This window comes from Roseovarius marisflavi, from assembly GCF_900142625.1.
Lineage (GTDB): Bacteria > Pseudomonadota > Alphaproteobacteria > Rhodobacterales > Rhodobacteraceae > Roseovarius > Roseovarius marisflavi.
Genome location: NZ_FRBN01000021.1, coordinates 43,559 through 64,509 on the forward strand (window position 1 = coordinate 43,559; position 20,951 = coordinate 64,509).

General features: G+C 59.5%; 16 protein-coding genes, 1 tRNA gene and 3 pseudogenes. 16 read left to right on the forward strand and 4 right to left on the reverse strand.

From position 1 onward, the window contains the following. On the reverse strand, positions 1 to 1,836 hold the full coding sequence (locus BUB78_RS15555) for a BCCT family transporter (protein ID WP_073199577.1): 1,836 nt from the start codon (positions 1,834 to 1,836) through the stop codon (positions 1 to 3). A gap of 582 nt (positions 1,837 to 2,418) precedes the next feature. Between BUB78_RS15555 and BUB78_RS15560 the strand changes: the two genes are divergently transcribed. The 9 genes from BUB78_RS15560 to BUB78_RS15600 all read left to right on the forward strand — a co-directional run bounded on the left by BUB78_RS15560 (position 2,419) and on the right by BUB78_RS15600 (position 14,019). After that, positions 2,419 to 4,131: a BCCT family transporter gene (locus BUB78_RS15560; protein ID WP_073199579.1), complete on the forward strand. Its 1,713-nt coding sequence runs from the start codon at positions 2,419 to 2,421 to the stop codon at positions 4,129 to 4,131. A gap of 100 nt (positions 4,132 to 4,231) precedes the next feature. Continuing rightward, a complete protein-coding gene (locus tag BUB78_RS15565; protein ID WP_073199581.1) occupies positions 4,232 to 5,452 on the forward strand; it encodes an aminotransferase class V-fold PLP-dependent enzyme in 1,221 nt (406 codons plus the stop codon). Between the two features lie 48 nt (positions 5,453 to 5,500). Beyond that, the gene (locus BUB78_RS15570; RefSeq protein ID WP_073199583.1) at positions 5,501 to 6,922 is read left to right on the forward strand and encodes a cryptochrome/photolyase family protein; all 1,422 of its coding nucleotides are present in this window, start codon (positions 5,501 to 5,503) and stop codon (positions 6,920 to 6,922) included. A gap of 74 nt (positions 6,923 to 6,996) precedes the next feature. Beyond that, a complete protein-coding gene (locus BUB78_RS15575; RefSeq protein ID WP_073199613.1) occupies positions 6,997 to 8,205 on the forward strand; it encodes an SAM-dependent methyltransferase in 1,209 nt (402 codons plus the stop codon). A gap of 18 nt (positions 8,206 to 8,223) precedes the next feature. After that, positions 8,224 to 8,664: a TrgA family protein gene (locus BUB78_RS15580; RefSeq protein ID WP_245813532.1), complete on the forward strand. Its 441-nt coding sequence runs from the start codon at positions 8,224 to 8,226 to the stop codon at positions 8,662 to 8,664. Further along, entirely contained in the window at positions 8,661 to 9,773 is a 1,113-nt protein-coding gene (locus BUB78_RS15585) for an NUDIX domain-containing protein (RefSeq protein ID WP_073199615.1), read from the forward strand. Before BUB78_RS15580 ends, BUB78_RS15585 begins: the two co-directional genes overlap by 4 nt. Before the next feature lie 57 nt (positions 9,774 to 9,830). Further along, positions 9,831 to 10,862: a cysteine synthase A gene (locus BUB78_RS15590; protein WP_073199586.1), complete on the forward strand. Its 1,032-nt coding sequence runs from the start codon at positions 9,831 to 9,833 to the stop codon at positions 10,860 to 10,862. Further along, a complete protein-coding gene (locus BUB78_RS15595; protein WP_073199589.1) occupies positions 10,859 to 13,303 on the forward strand; it encodes a DUF3772 domain-containing protein in 2,445 nt (814 codons plus the stop codon). The genes BUB78_RS15590 and BUB78_RS15595 overlap by 4 nt, the downstream gene beginning before the upstream one ends. Then, positions 13,300 to 14,019, forward strand: coding sequence for an alanyl-tRNA editing protein (locus BUB78_RS15600; RefSeq protein WP_073199591.1), 720 nt, complete (start codon positions 13,300 to 13,302; stop codon positions 14,017 to 14,019). The genes BUB78_RS15595 and BUB78_RS15600 overlap by 4 nt, the downstream gene beginning before the upstream one ends. Here BUB78_RS15600 and BUB78_RS15605 read toward each other — a convergent pair. After that, complete coding sequence (locus BUB78_RS15605) at positions 14,016 to 15,086, reverse strand: AI-2E family transporter (RefSeq protein WP_073199617.1); 1,071 nt, start codon at positions 15,084 to 15,086, stop codon at positions 14,016 to 14,018. The genes BUB78_RS15600 and BUB78_RS15605 overlap by 4 nt on opposite strands. 219 nt (positions 15,087 to 15,305) lie before the next feature. Between BUB78_RS15605 and BUB78_RS15610 the strand changes: the two genes are divergently transcribed. Beyond that, positions 15,306 to 15,395 (forward strand) — tRNA-Ser (locus BUB78_RS15610). 349 nt (positions 15,396 to 15,744) lie between these two features. After that, complete coding sequence (locus tag BUB78_RS15615; protein WP_073199593.1) at positions 15,745 to 16,554, forward strand: protein NO VEIN domain-containing protein; 810 nt, start codon at positions 15,745 to 15,747, stop codon at positions 16,552 to 16,554. Positions 16,555 to 16,664: 110 nt separating this feature from the next. Here the strand turns inward: BUB78_RS15615 and BUB78_RS15620 are convergent, their stop codons facing one another. Both BUB78_RS15620 and BUB78_RS15630 read right to left on the reverse strand, forming a co-directional pair. Further along, the gene (locus BUB78_RS15620) at positions 16,665 to 17,150 is read right to left on the reverse strand and encodes a DUF4357 domain-containing protein (RefSeq protein WP_245813535.1); all 486 of its coding nucleotides are present in this window, start codon (positions 17,148 to 17,150) and stop codon (positions 16,665 to 16,667) included. A 327-nt stretch (positions 17,151 to 17,477) separates the two neighbouring features. Continuing rightward, positions 17,478 to 17,870 (reverse strand): annotated as a pseudogene (locus BUB78_RS15630) (transposase); the annotation flags it as partial. A 128-nt stretch (positions 17,871 to 17,998) separates the two neighbouring features. Here BUB78_RS15630 and BUB78_RS21605 point away from each other — a divergent pair. The 5 genes and pseudogenes from BUB78_RS21605 to BUB78_RS15650 form a co-directional block, all read left to right on the forward strand. Beyond that, a pseudogene (locus BUB78_RS21605) lies at positions 17,999 to 18,157 on the forward strand (IS6 family transposase); the annotation flags it as partial. Positions 18,158 to 18,362: 205 nt separating this feature from the next. Then, entirely contained in the window at positions 18,363 to 19,229 is an 867-nt protein-coding gene (locus tag BUB78_RS15635) for a metal-dependent phosphohydrolase (protein ID WP_073199598.1), read from the forward strand. Positions 19,230 to 19,287: 58 nt separating this feature from the next. Continuing rightward, positions 19,288 to 19,407, forward strand: a pseudogene (locus tag BUB78_RS20440) (IS481 family transposase); the annotation flags it as partial. 401 nt (positions 19,408 to 19,808) lie between these two features. Beyond that, complete coding sequence (locus BUB78_RS15645; protein WP_139279371.1) at positions 19,809 to 20,513, forward strand: CBU_0592 family membrane protein; 705 nt, start codon at positions 19,809 to 19,811, stop codon at positions 20,511 to 20,513. Continuing rightward, on the forward strand, positions 20,510 to 20,887 hold the full coding sequence (locus BUB78_RS15650) for a hypothetical protein (protein ID WP_073199602.1): 378 nt from the start codon (positions 20,510 to 20,512) through the stop codon (positions 20,885 to 20,887). The genes BUB78_RS15645 and BUB78_RS15650 overlap by 4 nt, the downstream gene beginning before the upstream one ends. Positions 20,888 to 20,951: the final 64 nt, after the last annotated feature.

The following is a 20,951-nucleotide window of genomic DNA, read 5'->3' on the forward strand; positions in this document are numbered from 1 at the left end:
TTACTCGGCCGGCACAGGCTCTGCGATGCCGTGCTTGTCGCGCAGGCTGTCGCGGTAAAGCGCCTTGGTCAGCGCGATTACCATCAGCATCATCACCATGGCAAAGGGCAGGGCCCCGATGATCATGGCATTTTTCAGCGCCTCGAACGGATCGGCCGCCGCGCCCGAGTTGCCCGCGATGATCAGCGCGCCGATCACCAGCGTCAGGATAAGACCCCAGATGATGCGGTGCTTGACCCCGGTTTCGGCCTGACCGCCCGACATGATCGTGTTCATCACAAGGATGCCCGAATCCGCCGAGGTGACCAGGAAGGTCATGATCAGCACCACGCACATGATGGTGATGCTGGTCAGAAGACCGCCGTCGATCATGAAGCTCAGCGTCGCGAACAGCTTGTTGGTGTTGGAGGCGCCGATGATCGCGCCTTGGGCCGCGCCGCTTAGCTCCAGGTCAATCGCGGTGGCGCCAAGGATGGTCATCCATGCGAAACACACAAGCGCCGGAGCGATGACACAGCCAAGGATGAATTCGCGCACGGTGCGCCCCTTGGAAATGCGTGCCAGGAACAGACCGACAAAGGGCGAGAACGCAATCCACCAGGCCCAGTAGAAGGTGGTCCAGCCGGCCTGCCAGCCGAACAGACGCCCTTCGGTACCGGCCTCATAGGCGGCGATCTTGGTGGCCTCGGGCAATTCGGCGGCGGCGCCGGTCAACCCACTGGCAAAGCCGGAATAGCTGCCCCAGGCATTGGTGGCCCCACCAAAGAGATCCCCGGCAAGCGGTGCGGCCTCGGCGGGCAGGGCGGCGGCAAAGGCATCCGACGAGAGCGGCCCGTAGGCGTTGAACGACAGCGACACGAAGTGCAGGATGTAATCGACGAAAGCGGTCGCGTATTTGGTCATCGCAAAGGCGAAAGACCCAAAGATCACGAACACCAGAAGCAGGATGAAAGACAGCACCAGGTTGAGGTTCGACAGGTACTTGATCCCGCGCCCGACGCCCGAGACCGCCGACATGATCGACATGCCCATGATCGCCAGAAGCGCCGCGATCAGGCCCACGGTCGAGGGCTTGGGCGTTTCACCGCTCGAATTCATCAGCCATTCCATGCCGGTGACCGCATAAACGCCATCGACGAATTGCGACACGCCAAAGCCGATGGTCACAGAGACCCCCAGAATGGTGGCCACAACGCCAAGGATATCGACCAGATCACCAATGATGCCATTGGCCGCGCGCCCAAGGATCGGCGTCAGCGCCGAGCGGATCGTCAGCGGCATGTCGCGGGTATAGGCGTAATAGGCAAGGCTAAGCCCGGTCACCACATAGATCGCCCAGGCATGAAAGCCGTAATGCGCGAAGGTGTAGCGATAGGCCGAGGTCACCGCCTCGACTGTATTGCCTTCAACGTCGCCGGCTACAACAACTGGGTTCGACCCCCAGAGGCCAAGCGGCTCTGCGGTGGCAAAGACCATAAGGCCCACACCGAGACCCGCGCCGAACATCATCGAGAACCATGAAAAGTTGGAAAACTCGGGTTTTTCGCCCTCGCGCCCCATCAGGCGGCGGCCGGTGGCCGGAATGAGCGCCACGATAAACAGGAAAAAGGCGAAGATGCCGGTCGCGATGATGTAGAAGGTGTTGAAGCCTTCCAGAAGCTTCCAGTTCAGGCTGGACAGCGTCGCATTGGCATTGAGCGGAAAGATCAGCGCCCAGATCACCAAAAGCACCATGGCCGTTTTGGATATAAGCGCGATCGGAAGGCTATAGCCTTCGTAAAAACCCGATGGAGCGGTCTTGATCTCCAGATCGGTAAAGGGGGGTTTGATACTCATCTGTGATTTTCCCGGTTCCGTTTCTATTTGGTTGGGGGCGGATCATTTTGGGTCGTGCCTTGGTCAAGGTCGCGCAGGATGCGGCCTTTCGCCCCATCGCAGGAGTGTCTCACAAGCCAGAGTTTCGCGGTGGACGGAAATGCGGCGCTCGACCGCCATTTTGCGACGCTTTTTGCCCCCGAGGGGTGACCGCTTGCCCGATATTTCAGCAATTCTTTAGTGCGAAAAAGGAAACGTGAAGTTTCTGAATCGTCACCCGACCGGGGGCGGCCTGGCCCGTCACGTGCGATTCTGCAGGGCCTTAAGTACGCATTTGCGACGTTAAAAACGTCGCTTTTGGGCGGTTATCACGGTGCCCGCGGTTGCGCGAACCGGCGCGGGCTTGTTAGGGTGGCACATCAAACGGGCCCTTTTGGGAGCAGGCGACAGGACGCAGGCACCGGTCGCCTGGTGCCTCATCGGACCCAGAACGCAACACTAGCCGACGCATCTTGCGTGGCCGCGTTTCGCCAAAGCCCGCCCCAAGGCGGGCGTTTTTGCGCGCAAGTTCTACAGAACGGCTAATATAAAAAGGGGGCCTCAATGGCCGAGGAAACAGTAAATCAGGGCATTCCCACGCCCGATGGTCAATCCGACCTGATCGACACCGAATACGAGGTCGGTCAGGACAACGTGCAACCGCAAGTCGGGCCATTCGGGCTTGATATTCACAACCCGGTCTTTTTCATCTCGGGCATGTCGATCGTCTTGTTCGTGTTTTACGCATTGGCCTTGCCCGAACAGGCCGCAAGCGCCTTTAGCTGGCTGTTCTCGGCCGTGACCAAGGGCTTTGACTGGTTTTTCCTGGGGGCGGCGAATATCTTTGTGGTATTTTGCCTGTTCCTGATCGTCAGCCCCTATGGCAGCGTTCGCCTTGGCGGGGCCGAAGCGACGCCAGATTATAGCTATGTCGGCTGGTTCTCTATGCTGTTCGCGGCGGGCATGGGCATCGGCCTGATGTTCTTTGGCGTCTCTGAGCCGATGAGCCATTTCGCAAGCTCGATGGGCGGCACGTCCATGGGCGAGAACGGCCTGCGCTCTGACTGGGCGCCGCTTGGCGCGGCGGGTGGCGACGCGGGTGAGGCCACGCGCCTTGGCATGGCGGCGACGATCTTTCACTGGGGGCTTCACCCCTGGGCGATCTACGCGGTCGTGGCGCTTGCCTTGGCCTTGTTCAGCTATAACAAAGGTTTGCCGCTTACCCTGCGCTCTGCCTTTTACCCGATCTTTGGCGAGCGGGTCTGGGGCTGGACCGGCCACCTGATCGACATTCTGGCGGTTTTTGCCACGCTGTTCGGTCTGGCCACTTCGCTTGGCTTTGGCGCCGAACAGGCGGCCTCGGGGCTGACCTTTCTTTACGGGTCGGGCGACGCGGCAGAGGGCACACGAAGCTTCATCGGCATCCCCTACGGCAATACCGAGGAAAGCGGCGCCGAAAATTCGAGCCTGCTTCTGGTGCTGCTGATTTCCGGGATCACCGCCATCGCGCTTATCTCGGTCGTGCGCGGCCTTGATGGCGGGGTCAAGGTATTGTCCGAGATCAACATGGGGCTGGCGGCGCTCTTACTGGGGTTCACGCTGATCGTCGGCGGGCCGATCTTTCTGCTGACGTTCTTCGCGGACAGCCTCTGGGCCTATCTGCAAAACGTCATTCCGCTCAGCAATCCGTTCGGACGCGAGGACACCAACTTCATGCAGGGCTGGACGGCGTTCTACTGGGCGTGGTGGATCAGCTGGTCGCCCTTCGTCGGCATGTTCATCGCCCGCGTCAGCCGGGGCCGTTCGGTGCGCGAATTCCTGATTTGCGTGCTGCTGATCCCAAGCCTTGTCTGCGTGCTGTGGATGAGCGTTTTCGGCGGCACCGCCATCAGCCAGGTCGTCAATGACGGCTATACCCTGGCCAAGGATGCCTCGCTTGAGCTCAAGCTGTTTTACATGCTGGATCAGTTGCCGCTGGCGACGATCACCTCGACCATCGGGATTATCCTTGTGGTGGTGTTCTTTGTCACCTCATCGGATTCCGGCAGCCTTGTGATCGACACGATCACCGCCGGCGGCAAGGTTGATGCGCCGGTCACGCAACGGGTGTTCTGGTGTATCTTCGAGGGCGCGGTTGCCATCGTGCTGTTGGTCGGCGGCGGGCTTGCCGCTCTGCAATCGGCGGTGATCTCGACCGGCCTGCCATTCACGCTTGTGCTTTTGGTGATGTGCTGGGCGATTTTCCGCGGGCTGCAAAGCGAAAAGCGAAGCCTCTGACAGCGCAAGGTAAATGACAGATCATGGCCCCCCGGTGCTTGCGTGCCGGGGGGCTTTGCTGTTTTGTGCCTGCACTCACAGATTTCAGGGGGATATCGCGGTGACATTGGATGTTGAATTTGTACGGTCCCAGTTTCCGGCCTTTGCAGAGCCCTCCCTTCAGGGGCAGGCGTTTTTCGAGAATGCCGGCGGGTCCTATACCTGCGCGCCGGTGATTGCCCGGCTTGAGCGCTATTACCGTCAGCGCAAGGTTCAGCCCTATGCCCCCTACGAGGCCAGCCGCCTTGCAGGCGAGGAAATGGACGAGGCGCGCGCGCGCCTTGCCGCGATGCTTGGCGTGGCCAATGACGAGGTAAGCTTTGGCCCCTCGACCACGGCCAATACCTATGTTCTGGCCCAGGCGGTGCGCAAATGGATGGAGCCGGGCGATGCCATCATCGTCACCAATCAGGACCACGAGGCCAATTCAGGCCCCTGGCGGCGTCTGGCCGACGAGGGCTTTGAGGTGCGCGAATGGAAGGTCGATCCCGACACCGGCATGCTTGACCCCGAAGACCTTGAGGCCCTGCTGGACGAGCGCGTGCGCCTCGTGTGTTTTCCCCATTGCTCCAACGTTGTGGGGGCGATCAACCCGGTGGTTGCCATCACCGCGCTGGCCCATGCGGCGGGGGCGTTTGTCTGTGTCGACGGCGTTAGCTATGCGCCGCATGGCCTGCCGGATGTGGGCGGAATGGGGCCGGATATCTATCTGTTTTCGGCCTATAAAACCTATGGGCCGCATCAGGGCATCATGGTGATCCGCCGCGAGTTGGGCAATCTGCTGCCCAATCAGGCGCATTATTTCAACGCCGATACGCTCTACAAACGTTTTACCCCGGCTGGCCCCGATCATGCGCAGGTGGCGGCAAGTGCGGGCATGGCGGATTATTTCGACGATCTGGCGACGCATCACGGCATCACCGGCGAGGCCTCGGCGCGGGCGGTTGGCGTGCATGACCTGATGCGCGCGCATGAGGTAACGCTGCTACAGCCGCTTCTGGATTACCTCAAGGATCGCAATTCGGTCCGGCTTTTGGGCCCTGACCGCGCCGAAGATCGCGCACCCACGGTGGCGGTTGCCCTGAACAGACCCGGCGAAGAGGCGGCCACGGAGCTTGCCAAACACGGCATCATGGCAGGGGGCGGAGACTTTTACGCGGTGCGCCCGCTGACGGCGATGGGGATCGATCCCGCGCAGGGCGTTTTGCGCCTGAGTTTCGTGCATTACACAAGCCGCGACGAGATTGATGAACTATTGACGGCCCTCGACGATATTCTTTGATCCGCGCCCCGAGTCGCGACGTATGACTATAAAACACCGGGGCAGGACATGAGTGACGATAAACCGACAATCCTATGGCTGCGGCGCGATTTGCGTCTCGCGGATCATCCCGCACTTGTTGCGGCCTGCAAGAATGGTGGGCCGGTTATTCCGGTTTTCATCCATGACGAGAGCGTTGCCACCCTTGGCGCCGCGCCGAAATGGCGGCTTGGCCTGTCGCTGGCGGAAATGGCCCGCGCGCTTGAGGGCAAGGGTAGCCGACTTATCCTGCGCATGGGCGATCCGCTTGACGTGCTGCGCGCGCTTGTGGCGGAAACCGGGGCAGGGGCCGTGCATTGGTCGCGGCTCTATGATCCGCAGTCGATCGAGCGCGACAAGAGGGTCAAATCCGCCCTGCGCGACGAGGGTGTCGATGCCCAGAGCCACGCCGGCCACCTGATGTTCGAGCCCTGGACAGTCGAAACCAAGACCGGCGGCTATTACAAGGTCTACAGCCCGATGTGGCGCGCCGTGAAGGACCGCGAGGTTGCAGCCCCGCTCGCGGCGCCCGCGACGATCCCAACCCCTGATAATTGGCCCGAAAGCGATGCGCTTGAGGATTGGAAGATGTCGGCGGCAATGCGGCGCGGCGCGGCGATTTGCGCGCCCTATCAACGGGTTGGCGAGGCAGCGGCGATGGAGCGGCTGCACGACTTCACCGGCGATGTGATTGCGGATTACAAGGATGACCGCAACCTTCCGGGCGTGGATGGCACGTCGGGCTTGTCCGAAAACCTTACTTTGGGCGAGATTTCGCCGCGCCAGTGCTGGCATGCCGGACAGCGCGCGCTGCACGAGGGGGCGAAGGGCGCGGAAACCTGGATCAAGGAACTGGTCTGGCGCGAGTTTGCCTATCATCTGATGTATCACACGCCCCATATCCTGACCGATAACTGGCGGCGCGAATGGTCGGCTTTCCCCTGGAACGAGAATGGCGACACGCCAGAGGTTCTGGCCTGGAAACAGGGGCGCACCGGCGTGCCCTTTGTCGATGCCGCCATGCGCGAGATGTATGTCACCGGGCGCATGCACAATCGCGCGCGGATGATCGTGGCGAGTTATCTCACCAAGCACCTGATGACCCATTGGCGCGTCGGGCTTGAGTGGTTCGCCGACTGCCTGACCGATTGGGACATGGCCTCGAATGCCATGGGCTGGCAATGGGCGGCGGGCTGTGGCCCGGATGCGGCGCCCTATTTCCGGGTGTTCAACCCCGAAACCCAGCTTGACAAGTTCGACGCCAAGCGGGTCTATACCGACCGCTGGATCGCCGAAGGCCAGGCTGAGCCGTCCGACACGGCGCTGTCTTATTTCGCGGCTGTCCCGAAACGCTGGAGCCTTGATCCGCAGGATAAATACCCCGAACCGCTGCTGGATCTGGCCGAGGGGCGCAAACGCGCCCTGGCGGCCTATGGCGACCGGGGGTTCTGAAAATAATGAAAAATATTGATCAGACGGGGCATCTCGCCCTAGCCTATGCACAAGAGATACTGGGGACGCAGCGCATGATTCTGACCGACACCACCGGCCAGAAAGACCTGCCGCGCTATTTTGCGCAGGTCTTCGAGCTGACCAAAAAGATCAACGCCGGGCGGCTTGACTATGTTCTGCCCGATGGCCGGGTGTTTCGCGCCGAGGGGCCAAAGCCCGGCCCGGTGGCCGAGGTGGTGGTGAAAAACCCCGACTGCTTTGCGCGCCTCATTCGCGAGGGCGACCTTGGGTTTTCGGACGCCTATCTTGATGGCTGGTGGGACACGCCCGATCTTCAGGCGCTGATGGATTTCGTGCATACCGACAACGACGTGATCTATGACGGATTTCCCGGCATGTCGCTTGTGCGCGCCTATGAGCGGTTGCGCCATTTTCTCAAGGGCAATTCCAAGCGGCAGGCGAAAAAGAACATCAGCCATCACTATGACCTTGGCAATGATTTCTATCGCCTCTGGCTTGATAAAACCATGACCTATTCCAGTGCGCTGTTTGAAACCGGCCAGGAAAGCCTTGAGCGCGCCCAAACCGCGAAATACGCCAGCATGGTCGATCAGATGGGGGTGAAGCCCGGCGATCACGTGCTTGAAATCGGCTGTGGCTGGGGTGGCTTTGCCGAATATGCGGCGCGCGAACGTGGTCTGCGGGTGACCGGCCTGACCATCAGCCGCGAACAGCTTGCCTATGCCAGGGATCGGATCGCCAAGGCCAACCTGTCGGATATGGTTGACCTGAAGCTACAGGATTACCGCGACGAGCGCGGCACCTATGACGGTATCGCCAGCATCGAGATGTTCGAGGCGGTGGGCGAAAAATACTGGCCGTCCTATTTCGAGACCGTGCGCGAGCGCCTGCGCCCCGGCGCCATGGCCACGCTTCAGGTCATCACCGTCGAGGATCGCCGCTGGGAGGCCTATCGAAAGGGCGTCGATTTCATCCAGAAATACATCTTTCCCGGCGGCATGCTGCCAAGCCCGACTGTGCTGCGCGCCGAGGCCGAAAAGGCGGGGCTTGTCGTGGCGCGCTCGATCGAATTTGGCCAGGGCTATGATCAGACGCTGCGCCGCTGGCATGAAACCTTCAACGCGAAATGGGATCAGATCGCGGCCATGGGCTTTGATGACCGGTTCCGGCGGATGTGGAATTTTTATCTCACCTCTTGTGCCTCGACCTTTCACGTGGGTAACTGTGACGTGACACAAATCACGATCACAAGGCCAAGGTGAATGCCCGTAACAGATAAAATGCCCACGTCCGCCAAGATGGTTGCCGCCATCGGGTTGGGGGCCCTGGGGTGGATCGCCTCAGAGGTGTTCCGCCCGCTGATGCCGCCAGACACGAATTTCGGTATCTTCAACGAGGTCAATGTCGTGCTTGGCCTGCTCTGCGGCTGGTTCGTGGCCGGAACGCGCCTGGGCCGGGGCTATGCCGAAGGCTTTAGCGCCGGGTTGACTGGAGGCGGCGCGATGGTGTTCTGGGCCTTGTTCCTGCAAAGCTTCAACGAGATGCTGCGGCGCGCGCTGGACAATCGCTATGATGGCGTGGTCGAGGGGCTTACGGCGGTGGTGGAGCTTGGCGTTGAATATGGCACCTATATGCTGAACGGGCCGCTTATCGGGCTGTTGCTGGCGGGGAGTGTCATTGTCGGCGTGGTCGGGGAGTGGGTGTCGCACCGCTGGTCATGAGCGGACCATTATTTATCTACGGCCCGCTTGGGTGTCAGCCGCTTTTGAGCGCAAGCCTTGGGCAAGATGGTGTTGATCTCGCCCGCATCGCCACTCTGCCAGAGTATGAGGTGACGGCCCAAAGTGGTGGGCCTTTGATGGCCGGGCTTTGCCCCGGCAGGAGCCGGGTCGAGGGTTGGCTTGTCACCGATAGTGACGCGGTGGCGCGGCTTGCCTATCTGGCCGAGGTATTTGATCTGGGCGCGCCGGTGCCGGTAGCTCTTGAGCTTGCGGGCAAGACCATCGAGGCGCTGACCTTTCCCGGCCACCCCGGTTCAGAGCCCTGGCAGCAAGAGGCGTGGGCCAGCCGCTGGGGTGATCTGATAGAGGTGGCGGCGGCGGAAATAACCGCACTCATGGCGCGCGTGCCTGCCGGTGATCTTGCCGGGCGCTTGCAGATCGTCCTGTCGCGCGCCGCAGCGCGCGTGGCCGCAAGAACGGCCGTTCCCGCCGATCTGCGCAGTGCCGCAGACGCGGGGCAAGCCGATGAAATCGCCTGTGATATTTCTCACGCCGGGTATTTTCTGAGCCGCAATTATACCCTGCGCCACCCCCGCTTTGACGGCACCATGAGCGCGCCGATGCGCCGCGAGGTCTTTGTCGCCACCGACGCCGCGCTTGTGCTGCCCTATGACCCGGTCACCGACAGGGTCTTGCTTGTCGAACAGTTCCGTATGGGGCCTTATGGGCGCGGTGACCCGCGCCCCTGGATGCTGGAGCCGGTCGCGGGGCGGATGGATGCGGGCGAAACCCCCGAACAGACCGCGCGGCGCGAATGCCTTGAAGAAGCCGGGCTTGAGCTGCGCGTGCTTGAGAAGATTTCAAGCCATTACTGCACACCCGGCTATTCGACCGAATATTTCCACCTGTTTCTCGGGTTGTGCGATCTGCCCGAGGAAACCGTGGGGCAGGGCGGACTGGCCAGCGAGCAAGAGGATATTCGCACCCATATCATCGGATATGACCGGGCAATGACCCTTTTGACCAGCGGCGAGGCCAACAACGGCCCCCTGATCCTGAGCCTGATGTGGCTGGAGCGGGAACGCGCGCGCCTGCGTGCATCTGCTTGAGTTTCCGGGGCTGAGGCCCTAAGTGTGGACAGCAATTTTACAACAGGAGCACGGGCAATGCGCATTGCAAAGGATCTGGCCTCGGCGGTAGGGAATACCCCGCTCATTCGGCTTCGGCGTGCCAGCGAAGAGACAGGCTGTGAAATCCTCGGCAAATGCGAATTTCTCAATCCTGGTCAGTCGGTCAAGGATCGCGCGGCGCTGTTCATTATCCGCGACGCCATCGCGCGCGGCGACCTCAAGCCCGGCGGCACGATCGTCGAAGGCACGGCCGGCAACACCGGCATTGGCCTGGCCCTTGTCGGGGCCTCGCTTGGGTTCAAGACGGTGATCGTGATCCCCGAAACCCAGAGCCAGGAAAAGAAGGATATGCTGCGCCTTGCCGGGGCGGATTTGGTGCAAGTGCCAGCGGCGCCCTATTCAAATCCGAACAATTTCGTCCGGTATTCCGAGAGATTGGCGGAGGAACTTTCCAAAAGCGAACCTAATGGCGCGATCTGGGCCAACCAGTTCGACAACGTGGCCAACCGTCAGGCCCATATCGAAACCACCGGCCCCGAGATCTGGGAACAGACCGGCGGCAAGGTCGATGGCTTTATCTGCGCGGTCGGGTCGGGCGGCACATTGGCCGGCGTCGGCATGGCGCTTCAGCCTAAGGGCGTGAAAATCGGCATCGCCGATCCGATGGGGGCCAAGCTTTATTCCTACTACACCACCGGCGAGCTGGCCTCGGAGGGTGGCTCGATTGCCGAGGGCATCGGTCAGGTCCGCATCACCAAGAACCTCGAAGGCTTTACCCCCGATTTCGCCTGTCAGGTGCCCGATCCCGAGGCGCTTCCGATTGTGTTTGACCTGCTTGAACATGAAGGCCTGTGCATGGGCGCCTCGACCGGCGTGAACGTGGCCGGCGCGAAGCGCATGGCGCGCGAAATGGGGCCGGGCCACACCATCGTGACCATCCTGTGCGATTATGGCACGCGCTATCAGTCCAAGCTGTTCAACCCCGAATTCCTGCATGCCAACAACCTGCCGGCACCTGCCTGGCTTGATCATGCACCACGCTCGATCCCCGGAGTATTCGCCGAGTGAGACATCTTTTACGATCGCTTTGCCTGATCCTTGCGCTGTGCTTTGTCACCCTGCCCATCACCGGGACCGGGCAGATGGCCTATGCCCAGCAAACCATCGAAGGGCCGGATTACGCCGCCTGGGAAGACACCGCGACGCGGGTTGAAACCGCGATTGAAAGCGGCGGGGTCAGCACTGAGATCCTTGAGGATCTGCGCCGCGAGCTGACCCAATGGCGCGAGCAGTTCGTCAATGCACTGGGTGCGAATTCGACCACGATCAAAACCGTTCAGGATCAGCTTGAGGCGATTGGCCCGCCGCCCGAAAACGGCACCGAGGCCGAGGATATCAGCGCACAGCGCGACGAGTTGAACCGTCGCCTTGCGCGGCTTCAGGCGCCGGTGCGCACCGCCGAATTGGCCCGCAGCCGTGCCGACGGCCTGATCCAGGGCATCGACGAGATCATTCGCAACCGCCAGACCGCAGAGCTTTTGCGCCTTGGCCCGTCCCCGATCAACCCGCTGCACTGGCCCGAAGGCGCGCGCGTGCTCTATCAACTTGCCGAAACCGTTCAGCGCGAGGTGACGGGCGATTGGGAAACCCCGGTCGGGCGCACCGTGTTCAACGACAATCTGCCGGTCATCATTGCCTGGCTTTTGGGCGGGCTGGTCCTGTTGGCGCGGGGGCGGCACTGGTCGAACCGGCTGATGCGGCATATCACCAAGGAAGACGTCAGTGCCGGGCGCTGGATGGTGACCTTCCTGATCTCGCTTGGTGAATGGCTCTTGCCCTATGCCGGGGTCTATGCCCTGGTGAGGTCGCTCTCGGCGACGGCGCTGTTTGGCGCCCGAGGCGAGCTTGTTTTGGCCACCGTCCTGCCGGCGGCGTTCATTTTCCTGCTGGCGCGGTGGCTTGCCCTGCAGATTTTCCCGCGCACTGAAAAGCGCGATCCCCTGCTTAATCTGGATGCCAGGTGTCGCTATTCGGGGCGCCTTTACGGCGCCTTGATGGGGCTTGTGATCGCGGCCTTCTATTTCTTGCGCAATATAGCCGAGCAAATCAACTGGAGCGAGGAAGCCACGAACGTGGTGCTTTTCCCGGTTCTGGTGCTGGCGGGGTTGTTGCTGTTCCGGCTGGCCAAGCTGTTGCTGATGCACAGCCGCGCCGCCAGAGGCGACAGCGATGCCGAGGAAACTTTCCGCGACCAACTGGCGCGTCTGTTGGCGCGCGCGCTCATGCTGCTTGCTGTTCTTGCGCCGGTGCTGGCGGCTGTTGGCTATCTCGAGGCGGCGCAGGCGATGATGTTGCCGGCCTTGCTTTCACTGATGCTGTTGGGGGCGCTCTTGGTGCTGCAACGGGTGGTGACCGAGGTTTACGTCATGCTGAGCGGCAACCGCGAAGGTGCCGACGATGCCCTGATGCCGGTCTTGGCAGGCTTTGCTCTTGTGGTTCTGTCGCTGCCCTTGTTCGCGCTGATCTGGGGCGCGCGCCCGGCGCAACTGACCGAGATCTGGGTGCGCTTTACCGAGGGTGTAACCGTCGGCGGCACCCAGATATCGCCGTCGATCTTCCTGACACTGGCGGTCGTCTTCGTGCTTGGCTACCTGCTGACGCGGCTGGTGCAGGGCGCGCTCAAGAACACCGTTCTGCCCAAGACCAAGCTTGATGCGGGCGGGCGCAATGCCATCGTGTCGGGCGTCGGCTATGTCGGGATTTTCCTCGCGGCGCTTGTGGCGATCACCAGTGCGGGCATCGACCTTAGCTCGCTTGCCATTGTCGCCGGTGCCCTGTCGGTCGGGATCGGTTTCGGCCTTCAGAACATCGTGTCCAACTTTGTCAGCGGTATCATCCTTCTGATCGAGCGCCCGATTTCCGAAGGCGACTGGATCGAGGTTGGCGGCAAGCATGGCTATGTGCGCAGCATCAGCGTGCGCTCGACCCGGATCGAGACCTTTGACCGCACGGATGTGATCGTGCCGAACGCGGATTTCGTCAGCGGTACGGTGACCAACTATACCCGTGGCAATACCGTGGGCCGGGTGATCGTGCCGGTCGGCGTCGCCTATGGCAGCGATACCCGCAAGATCGAGACCATCCTGCGCGAGATTGCCGAGGCGCACCCGATGGTGCTTGCCGTGCCGTCGCCGAACGTCGTTTTCAGGGGATTTGGGGCAAGCTCGCTTGATTTTGAGATTCGCGCCATCCTGCGGGACGTCAATTTCGTGATGTCGGTCCACTCTGATATGAACCATGAAATTGCGCGCCGTTTTGTTGAAGAAGGTATCGAAATTCCTTTCCCGCAACAGGATGTCTGGTTCCGCAATGGCGAGGCGCTGTCGGGCAAACCGGCCATCGCGCAGGAAGCCCCGCCAAGCGATGCGAAAACCCCGCCACCAAGCGAACCGGCGCAAAAGACCGAGGCCGACTACGACGGCGAGGGCGGCGAAGGGGACGGGCGATGACAGAGCTGTTGTTTCGCACCGATCCCTACCTGACCGAGGCAAGCGCCAGGGTGGTCGTCCACACGCAGGAGGGCGGCGTTGTGCTGGACCGGACGCTGTTTTACGCCACCGCCGGCGGGCAGCCCGGCGATAGCGGACGGATTGCATGGGACGGGCGCGTCTTGCCGATTGCGACGGCCGTCAAGGCAGGTGACGACAAGATCGCGCTTGTGCCGTCTGAACCTGTTGCGCTACCTCCGGTCGGGGCCATCGTGGTCCAACATCTCGATTGGGCCCGGCGGCACAAACTGATGCGGATGCACACCGCGCTTCACCTCTTGTCGGTGATCATTCCGCTGCCCGTCACGGGCGGCGCGATTGCCGAGGAACGCAGCCGCCTTGATTTCGATATGCCCGAGGCGCCCGAGGATCGCGACACCCTGCAAGAGCATCTCAACCTGCTGGTGGACCGTGATTTGCCGGTCACGGATGAATGGATCACCGATGACGCGCTGCGCGCCAATCCGGGGCTTGTGAAAACCATGTCGGCGATGCCGCCGCTTGGCTCTGGTCACGTGCGCCTCGTGCGGATCGGGCAGGGGCGGGATCAGGTCGATCTGCAACCCTGCGGCGGCACCCATGTGGCGCGCACCGGCGAAATCGGCCGCCTGCGGCTTGGCAAGGTCGAAAAGAAGGGCCGCCAGAACCGCCGGGTCTATCTTCACCTCGACAGCTAGGCCGCGGTCTTGTCGCGCGCGCCCGGCCCGCGCGGCTCAAGATCCTGCGCGGTTTCCGGCAGGCCTTCGCGCGACAGCAGAATGGCGACCCGGCGCAGGCCCGGCACATGGCTGCACACGATCATAAGCGCGACCATGATCGGCACCGACAAAAACATGCCCGGAATGCCCCAGACGGCGGCCCAGAACGCCAGGCTGATGATGATCCCGAACGACGAAAGCCGCAAGGCGCGCCCCATCAGCATGGGGTCGATGACATTGCCGTTCATGAACTGAATCCCGCCCACAAGCGCGAAAATCACCAGCGCCAGCGTGCCATCGGCAAGCTGCACATAGGCGACCAGAGCCACAAGAACCGTCGCCACGATCGAGCCGACATTGGGGATATAGTTGAGCACGAAGGCGAGAATCCCAAGCGGCCCGGCAAGATCAAGCCCGAAGAACAGCGCCACCCCGTAAACCATCCCGCCGGTCACCGCGCTGACGGCGGTCTTGACCAGAAGATAGTAATTGACCCGGTGGATGATCGAACCGACGATTTTGCTGACCTTTTGGGCCTGCTCCGCGTCACCAAAGAAATTCTCAAGCTTGGTGTTGAAGCGAATCCTCTCGGCGAACAGAAAGCCCACGAAAAGGATCACCAGAACCGTGCCCTGCATCAGGTTGCTTGCCTGACCGGCCAGGGCACGCAGATAGCCCGCCACATCCAGCGTCGACAGCGAATTGAGCACCGATTGCTCGGCGTCGGGGCCAAGCCAGGCCACCATCGCCGCAATCGCCTGGGGCGCGCGGTCGGTATAGGCCAGCGTGGTCGAGAGCACCGTGTTGACCTGGGACAGGATGATCGCCGACAGCGACAAAAGCGCCATCGAGATCATGAGCAGGGCCACAACACTCGCCAGCCAGTTCGGAATGCGCACCGGTCCGACCCGCACTCGCGCAATCGAACTTATGGCGTCCGAGGTCAGACTGAACAGTATGATCGCCGTGGCCAGAGAAATCAGTAAGAACCGTGCCTGTACCAACAAGAACAGGACCACTGCAAAGGCGATAATCACCTGTGCAATGGTGCGAATGCGCTGAAACTCAGGTGTCGGCGGGGTGGCTGTATGCTGTTGGTTGGAATTTTCGGGCACGAGTACGCCTGTTTTGATCTGTTGCTGTCTGAAAACCTTAGGATAGTGACCTGATTATTCAGAATTTTTGCGAAAGTTACAATCACTAGCGCACAGAACACACAGACCCCCTTGCAAATCCTATGCCCCAGCGTCTAGAAACCGCGCAACGGAGCGGTGGCCGAGTGGTCGAAGGCGCACGCCTGGAAAGTGTGTAGGCGGGAGACCGTCTCCAGGGTTCGAATCCCTGTCGCTCCGCCACAAACCATTCGCGAACCCGAGACGAGGCCCCTGTGAGGGCCTTTTTTCTTTTTGTTTCAAAGGGGTTTAGCGGAGCCATCCGACTTTCGGAGACTGGCCGTTGGCCCGAAATTGGTCTCCGAACGCCCCGCGTCTCCTTTCACCCGCCCTTCACCCAAATCGAGACGCATTCAAAATTGCTTGTTTTTTCAGGTGCTTGCCGAAAATGGATTGCGCCGCAGTTGAGGCAGGTTCGACCGCTATCGAAACGAGCAGAGACACCCGAGGGCGGCGTAGTTCTTCGAAACAGTGCGAACGGTCGCGAGAAGTCTTTGATGACAAACAGACTTTCCGCTCATAGCCTGGCGGCATGTTGAATGGGCCCTGGACCGATGAAGAAAACGACCTGATCGTCGCGGATTACTTCGCGATGCTGGCCGAGGACATGGCGGGCCGTCCCTACAACAAGGCTCAGCACCGGCGCAATTTGATGCCCCTTTTGCGGAGCCGAACGGAAGGCTCGATCGAGTTCAAGCATCAGAACATCAGCGCGGTGCTGAAGGGGCTCGGTGAAGATTGGATCCCCGGCTACAAGCCAGCGTTCAATTTCCAGATGACCTTGGTCGATGCTGTGGCACGTTGGTTGGCATGGAACCCGGCCTGGCTTGGGCGGATGCCGGGCTCGCGACCAGCAAATGGTTTGCGCGAGGCTGCGCAGATCTGGATTGGACCGTCACCGACGTTGTCGAACCAGCCGCCGCCGCAAGAACTGGAGCAGATGCTGCATGTCGCCCGAAAATTCGACGTGGCGGGTCGAGACGAACGCAATCGGGCCCTTGGCCGGGCGGGAGAAGAACGCGTCGTGGCTCATGAACGATCCGCACTGAAAATAGCCGGTCGGGATGATCTGGCACGAAAGGTGCGTTGGGTTTCAGAAGAGGACGGCGATGGTGCCGGGTATGACATTGCCAGCTTCACGCCGGACGGACGGGAGCGATTGATCGAGGTGAAAACGACAAACGGCTGGGAACGCACGCCCTTTTACATTTCCCGCAATGAACTGGCGGTCGCCGAAGAGCGCCGGTCGGAATGGTGCCTGTTTCGCCTCTGGAACTTCTCGCGTGAGCCGAAAGCGTTTGAGCTGCGCCCCCCGTTAAGTGCAAAGAACACGTTCAAATAGTGCTTCCTTGCCAACTTGTAAGCTTTCTGCAAGGAGATCAAGGCGTTAGCACTGACGCGCTTGACCTCAAACTTTGTGATGGGACTGCCGATCGCGAACGCGTGAATTTCTTATTTTGGCGGCCCGGTAGCACCGACTTCGCTCGGACCCGCCTCCCAATCCGCATAGCTTGATCCGTTGGGCAGCTTCCAAAGAATTCGGCCGTTTGCGCTCGCTCCGATCACGGCTGCCGCAGCGGCTGAAACTGATGAAAAACTATAATTGCTGGTAAACAGGAGAAACTTTCCGTCTTCACGCAACACGCCCTTTTCAACCAGCGTGGAGCGCAAAGTCGTGGTTCCTCTGGGGATTGTGGATGTCGTTCGAAGCCGCGCTTTTGACCCCGCTTGAACGATGAAATCTCCAGACGGGCCGACCACCATTTCTGCTGAATAGCCTTCGCCACGGAAAAAGAACTTTGGGCTTTCGCTCGGTTCAGGCTGTGGCATGCTCTCTTCTGTTGGTGTCAATTGCGGGGCACGCCCACGCATCTCGCGAAACACATCCCAGCCGAGAGCGCCGACCAGTGTCTTCGTCTGATCGACAAATTCGTCCATGGCCGCTCGATCAGGAAGCGGTAGCTTCCCGGCATCGTTGGACGGCATTCTGGTATTGGGGAGGGTCCAGCGAGGATTGCTCCCAGCGCTACGGATCAAACATGCTTCCACGTAGCGAGCATGGCTCTTGGTTAGGTTCTCATCTTTGCTTATCAGGACAACCGTATCTGTCCAAAAACCTTTGGCATCTCGCCCGCTTTCATTCGAGTTGTGAGTGGATACCGGACGATCCGGGCGTTCCCGAGCAGCTTTGCCAGATACCCTTTGATGACGGTCAGCTGCAGGTGGTCCTGGCCGTAGGAGTCCTGGATCGATGTGATACCTTCACCGCGCCACGGTCGTCTCAAACATATGGCGCAACAGTTCGCTCTCGCGAAACCGCCCATGCCGGTTCTTGGAAAATGTCGAGTGATCAGGCACGCGGTCACTCAGATCAAGACGGCAGAACCAGCGATATGCAAGGTTGAGATGAACCTCCTCACACAGGCGGCGTTCGGACCGGATGCCAAGGCAGCAGCCCACCAAAAGCATGCGGATCAGTAACTCTGGATCGATGGAAGGACGGCCCGTGTGGCTATAAAACTCAGCCAGATACTGGCGGATGCCGCTCAGATCGACAAACCGGTCAATCGAACGAAGCAAGTGATTTTGCGGGATGTGATCCTCCAGCGAGAACTCATAAAACAGCGCCGCCTGTGCTTCCTGCCTCGGTCCCAACATCGCAAAATCCCCCGATTAATATGGGAATTGAATCAGTGATGCACGCCTCGATCAAGGAAGAGTTTTTCAACAAAATAAGCCCGAAGTGGCGAATGCTTCGGTTGCGGCCGAGGTCTGGTAAGGGAGGGGAGAGGGCGATGTTGCGTTTCAGCCGCATGCGAAGTTTGCAGAAATTTGCCGCTGTTCACGCTTCCGTCTAAAACCGCTTTACTCGGGAACTCAACCTCTCAACTCGACCCGATTTCAAGGTCAACGGTGCCGCCGCTCTTGGCGGGTGGCGTGGCCTCTGCACGACCTATAGAGCAGTGTCACTGTCCGTGCAGAGACTGGTTCGAATTAGTCAGGCAGCACCCAGCGATATGCTGATCCTCCAGTTTATGGAACAAAACTATCCCAGATGGCGGACCACTCAATGGGGCTATTCCAGCCAGTTGATCTGAAATTTCCCTGTGCTATCATAAAAGCGGCCAATTCGGCTGACAGGGGGCACTCATGTTCAATCCCACCGCAGTCGTGGCCGCTGAATTTGGAGACCACCTCGCCAAGACATATCTTCAGTATTTCTCAGGACGTAAGAGCGAATATGCCGCGTTTTTAAGTGGGAGTGCTCGCATGTTGCTTGAGCGGTTGGGCAACTCTGACGCTCTTTACCACAATGCTGAGCACACAATGATGGTCACGCTGGTGGGCCAGGAAATTATCCGGGGTCAGCTTGTTACCCGTGCCGTTCAGCCAGAAGACTGGCTGCACTACATCGTGGCACTTTTGGTGCATGACATTGGATTTTCCCGTAACATCTGCGAGGGCGACACCGACACCCAAGTCGTAATCAACGAGGCAGGAGATCGAATTTGCCCGCCTCGCGGCTCGTCGGATGCGTTTCTCGCGCCATATCATATTGATCGTGGCAAGATTTACGCCCGTCAGCGCTTTGGCAAGTCCGGACTGATTGACGAAGAGCGGATAGCTCGGGCTATCGAGTACACACGCTTCCCAATGCCTGGTGACCCGTTCTATGCCAGTACAGAGAGTGAAGAAGCCTTGGTGCGAGCTGCTGACCTTATTGGCCAGATCGCCGACCCGTTCTACCACCGCAAGATCAGCGGGCTTTACCATGAGTTTGTGGAAACTGGCTATGCGCAAAAGTTAGGGTACAGTTCACCTATGGACCTTATGGAGCAATTTCCGAATTTCTTTTGGCAGCAGGTCCAACCGCTGATTGGCCCGGCGCTTAGGCATCTTGAGCGATCCATGTATGGCAAGCAATGGGTGGCGCAACTGTATAATCATGTCTTCCAGGTCTCGCACCGTGCCAGTTGCCTTGGACCGTTCCCCGGTCCGGCCGATGCCCGGTCATAAAACGAGGGGGATTAAGTTGTTCAGTGTAGTTTAGGCACTGTCCGACGTCAGCGCTTGTCACCATAAAACGCAAGGCAAGGTCGAGCGCTGGCACCAAACCCTGAAGGACCGCATTCTACTGGAAAATTACTTACTGCCCAGCGATCTCGAAGCCCAGATTGAGGCCTTCGTCGATCATTGTTATCTGAGCCAGTCCCCAATTGTTGGGCAGGATCTGACGTAAATTACGCTACTTTTTGCACCTGCTGATCGTCTGTTTGCCTTTCAGCGCTTAAAACACAACCCTGGCCTTGAATTCTGGATGATATTGCTTCTGTTTCGACATTCCTGATCTTCTTCGTTTTGACGAGCAGCAGACTACAAATCGCAGCTTGCGTCAGTGTCTGATTTTCCGGGGGTAGCTCAATGTGCCATAAAAACAGGCAGCACAGGTTAGACTTTTTGTGCGGCGTTCTTCATTGAATGATCGACATCAGCAATGTTCGCACATGCGGAAAACAGCCTTTCATATCAGTATCATTGCGCCGGTAACAAAATCGTGTTTACTGTTTGGGGACATTTCTTAAGGTCTAATTCCCATTGTTCCAACTTGCTCAAAACACATTATACGATTGGGCCGGATATCTGGGTGTAGGGTTCTACTTAGCATCATACGCGCTTTTGCAAATGGGCCTTGTCCGGGGCTCGCATTATCCCTACGCAATCATGAACCTTATTGCAGCCAGCCTGGTTTTGCTCAGCCTTTCCGTGAAATTTAATTTGTCGGCCGCGATCATTCAGATCATGTGGATCATCATCAGTACCTTTGGGATTTGCCGCCTGTATGTGATTGAACGGACCACGCGGTTCAACGAAAACGAACTCAGGCTTATAAATGATGTCCTGTACGATATGCCCAAACCACTTGCCCGCAAGTTTCTGAACCGGGGGATTTGGATCGACGCGGACGTGGGAACGGAACTAACCCGCGAAGGCGCGGATGTTACGAACCTCGTCTATCTGCTGAATGGCCGGGCGGACGTAATTTCACAGGAAAAAAGCATCGCGTCGATCAGGGGCGGTTTCATCGGCGAAATGAATGTAATGCAACCGGGCCCGGCCTCTGCGACCGTGGTCATAGACCAGCCCTCCCGGATTTTTGTGGTTCCCGGCGAAGCGTTGCGCAAGACCGCGAATACCGACAGCGAATTCCGCGCTTATCTGCAAGAGCACTTGGCCTTGGCGACACGCACTAAACTGATCGAAACAAATAGTCGTTTGTCGCAATCAGAGCAACGGAAGTGAGCGCATTTACGGATGCAAAGTCTGCCAGTCCACAACTAAAACAGGCGGCCATCGGAGTTGTTATCGGGTTTGACAACCTGGGACACGCCGTTGCGCTCGCCGCCCTTGTGTTTGCCGGAGAGATGATCGCAGGCGCGACGATCGGCATGGTCATTTTTCTGATGGCAGCCATTCTGGGAACGCTTTCTCTCAACACGCGCGGCCCTGTGGCTGCGCCAATGTTTTCAAATGTGCAGAACGTTCCTATCGCGGTTCTGATTCCGGTAATTTTTCTGGTCCACACCATGGATCTGAACGACAGCGAAAAGATACTGAATGTTCTGTTGCTCCTAGGCCTTACGGCGAGCTATGCCCGAAAGTTGGTGACGGCGTGATCAGGCGGCGGTTTTAAGTTGCTTGATCCCGTCCTTGAATTCAATCCCTTCGATGATCTCGGGG

What these genes read in the sequence shown, in the direction of transcription:
- BUB78_RS15555 (WP_073199577.1), bottom strand. Translation starts at nt 1,836, where the DNA reads ATGAGTATCAAACCCCCCTTTACCGATCTGGAGATCAAGACCGCTCCA.
- BUB78_RS15560 (WP_073199579.1), top strand. Translation starts at nt 2,419, where the DNA reads ATGGCCGAGGAAACAGTAAATCAGGGCATTCCCACGCCCGATGGTCAA.
- BUB78_RS15570 (WP_073199583.1), top strand. Translation starts at nt 5,501, where the DNA reads ATGAGTGACGATAAACCGACAATCCTATGGCTGCGGCGCGATTTGCGT.
- BUB78_RS15575 (WP_073199613.1), top strand. Translation starts at nt 6,997, where the DNA reads ATGATTCTGACCGACACCACCGGCCAGAAAGACCTGCCGCGCTATTTT.
- BUB78_RS15580 (WP_245813532.1), top strand. Translation starts at nt 8,224, where the DNA reads ATGCCCACGTCCGCCAAGATGGTTGCCGCCATCGGGTTGGGGGCCCTG.
- BUB78_RS15585 (WP_073199615.1), top strand. Translation starts at nt 8,661, where the DNA reads ATGAGCGGACCATTATTTATCTACGGCCCGCTTGGGTGTCAGCCGCTT.
- BUB78_RS15590 (WP_073199586.1), top strand. Translation starts at nt 9,831, where the DNA reads ATGCGCATTGCAAAGGATCTGGCCTCGGCGGTAGGGAATACCCCGCTC.
- BUB78_RS15600 (WP_073199591.1), top strand. Translation starts at nt 13,300, where the DNA reads ATGACAGAGCTGTTGTTTCGCACCGATCCCTACCTGACCGAGGCAAGC.
- BUB78_RS15615 (WP_073199593.1), top strand. Translation starts at nt 15,745, where the DNA reads ATGTTGAATGGGCCCTGGACCGATGAAGAAAACGACCTGATCGTCGCG.
- BUB78_RS15620 (WP_245813535.1), bottom strand. Translation starts at nt 17,150, where the DNA reads ATGGACGAATTTGTCGATCAGACGAAGACACTGGTCGGCGCTCTCGGC.
- BUB78_RS15635 (WP_073199598.1), top strand. Translation starts at nt 18,363, where the DNA reads ATGTTCAATCCCACCGCAGTCGTGGCCGCTGAATTTGGAGACCACCTC.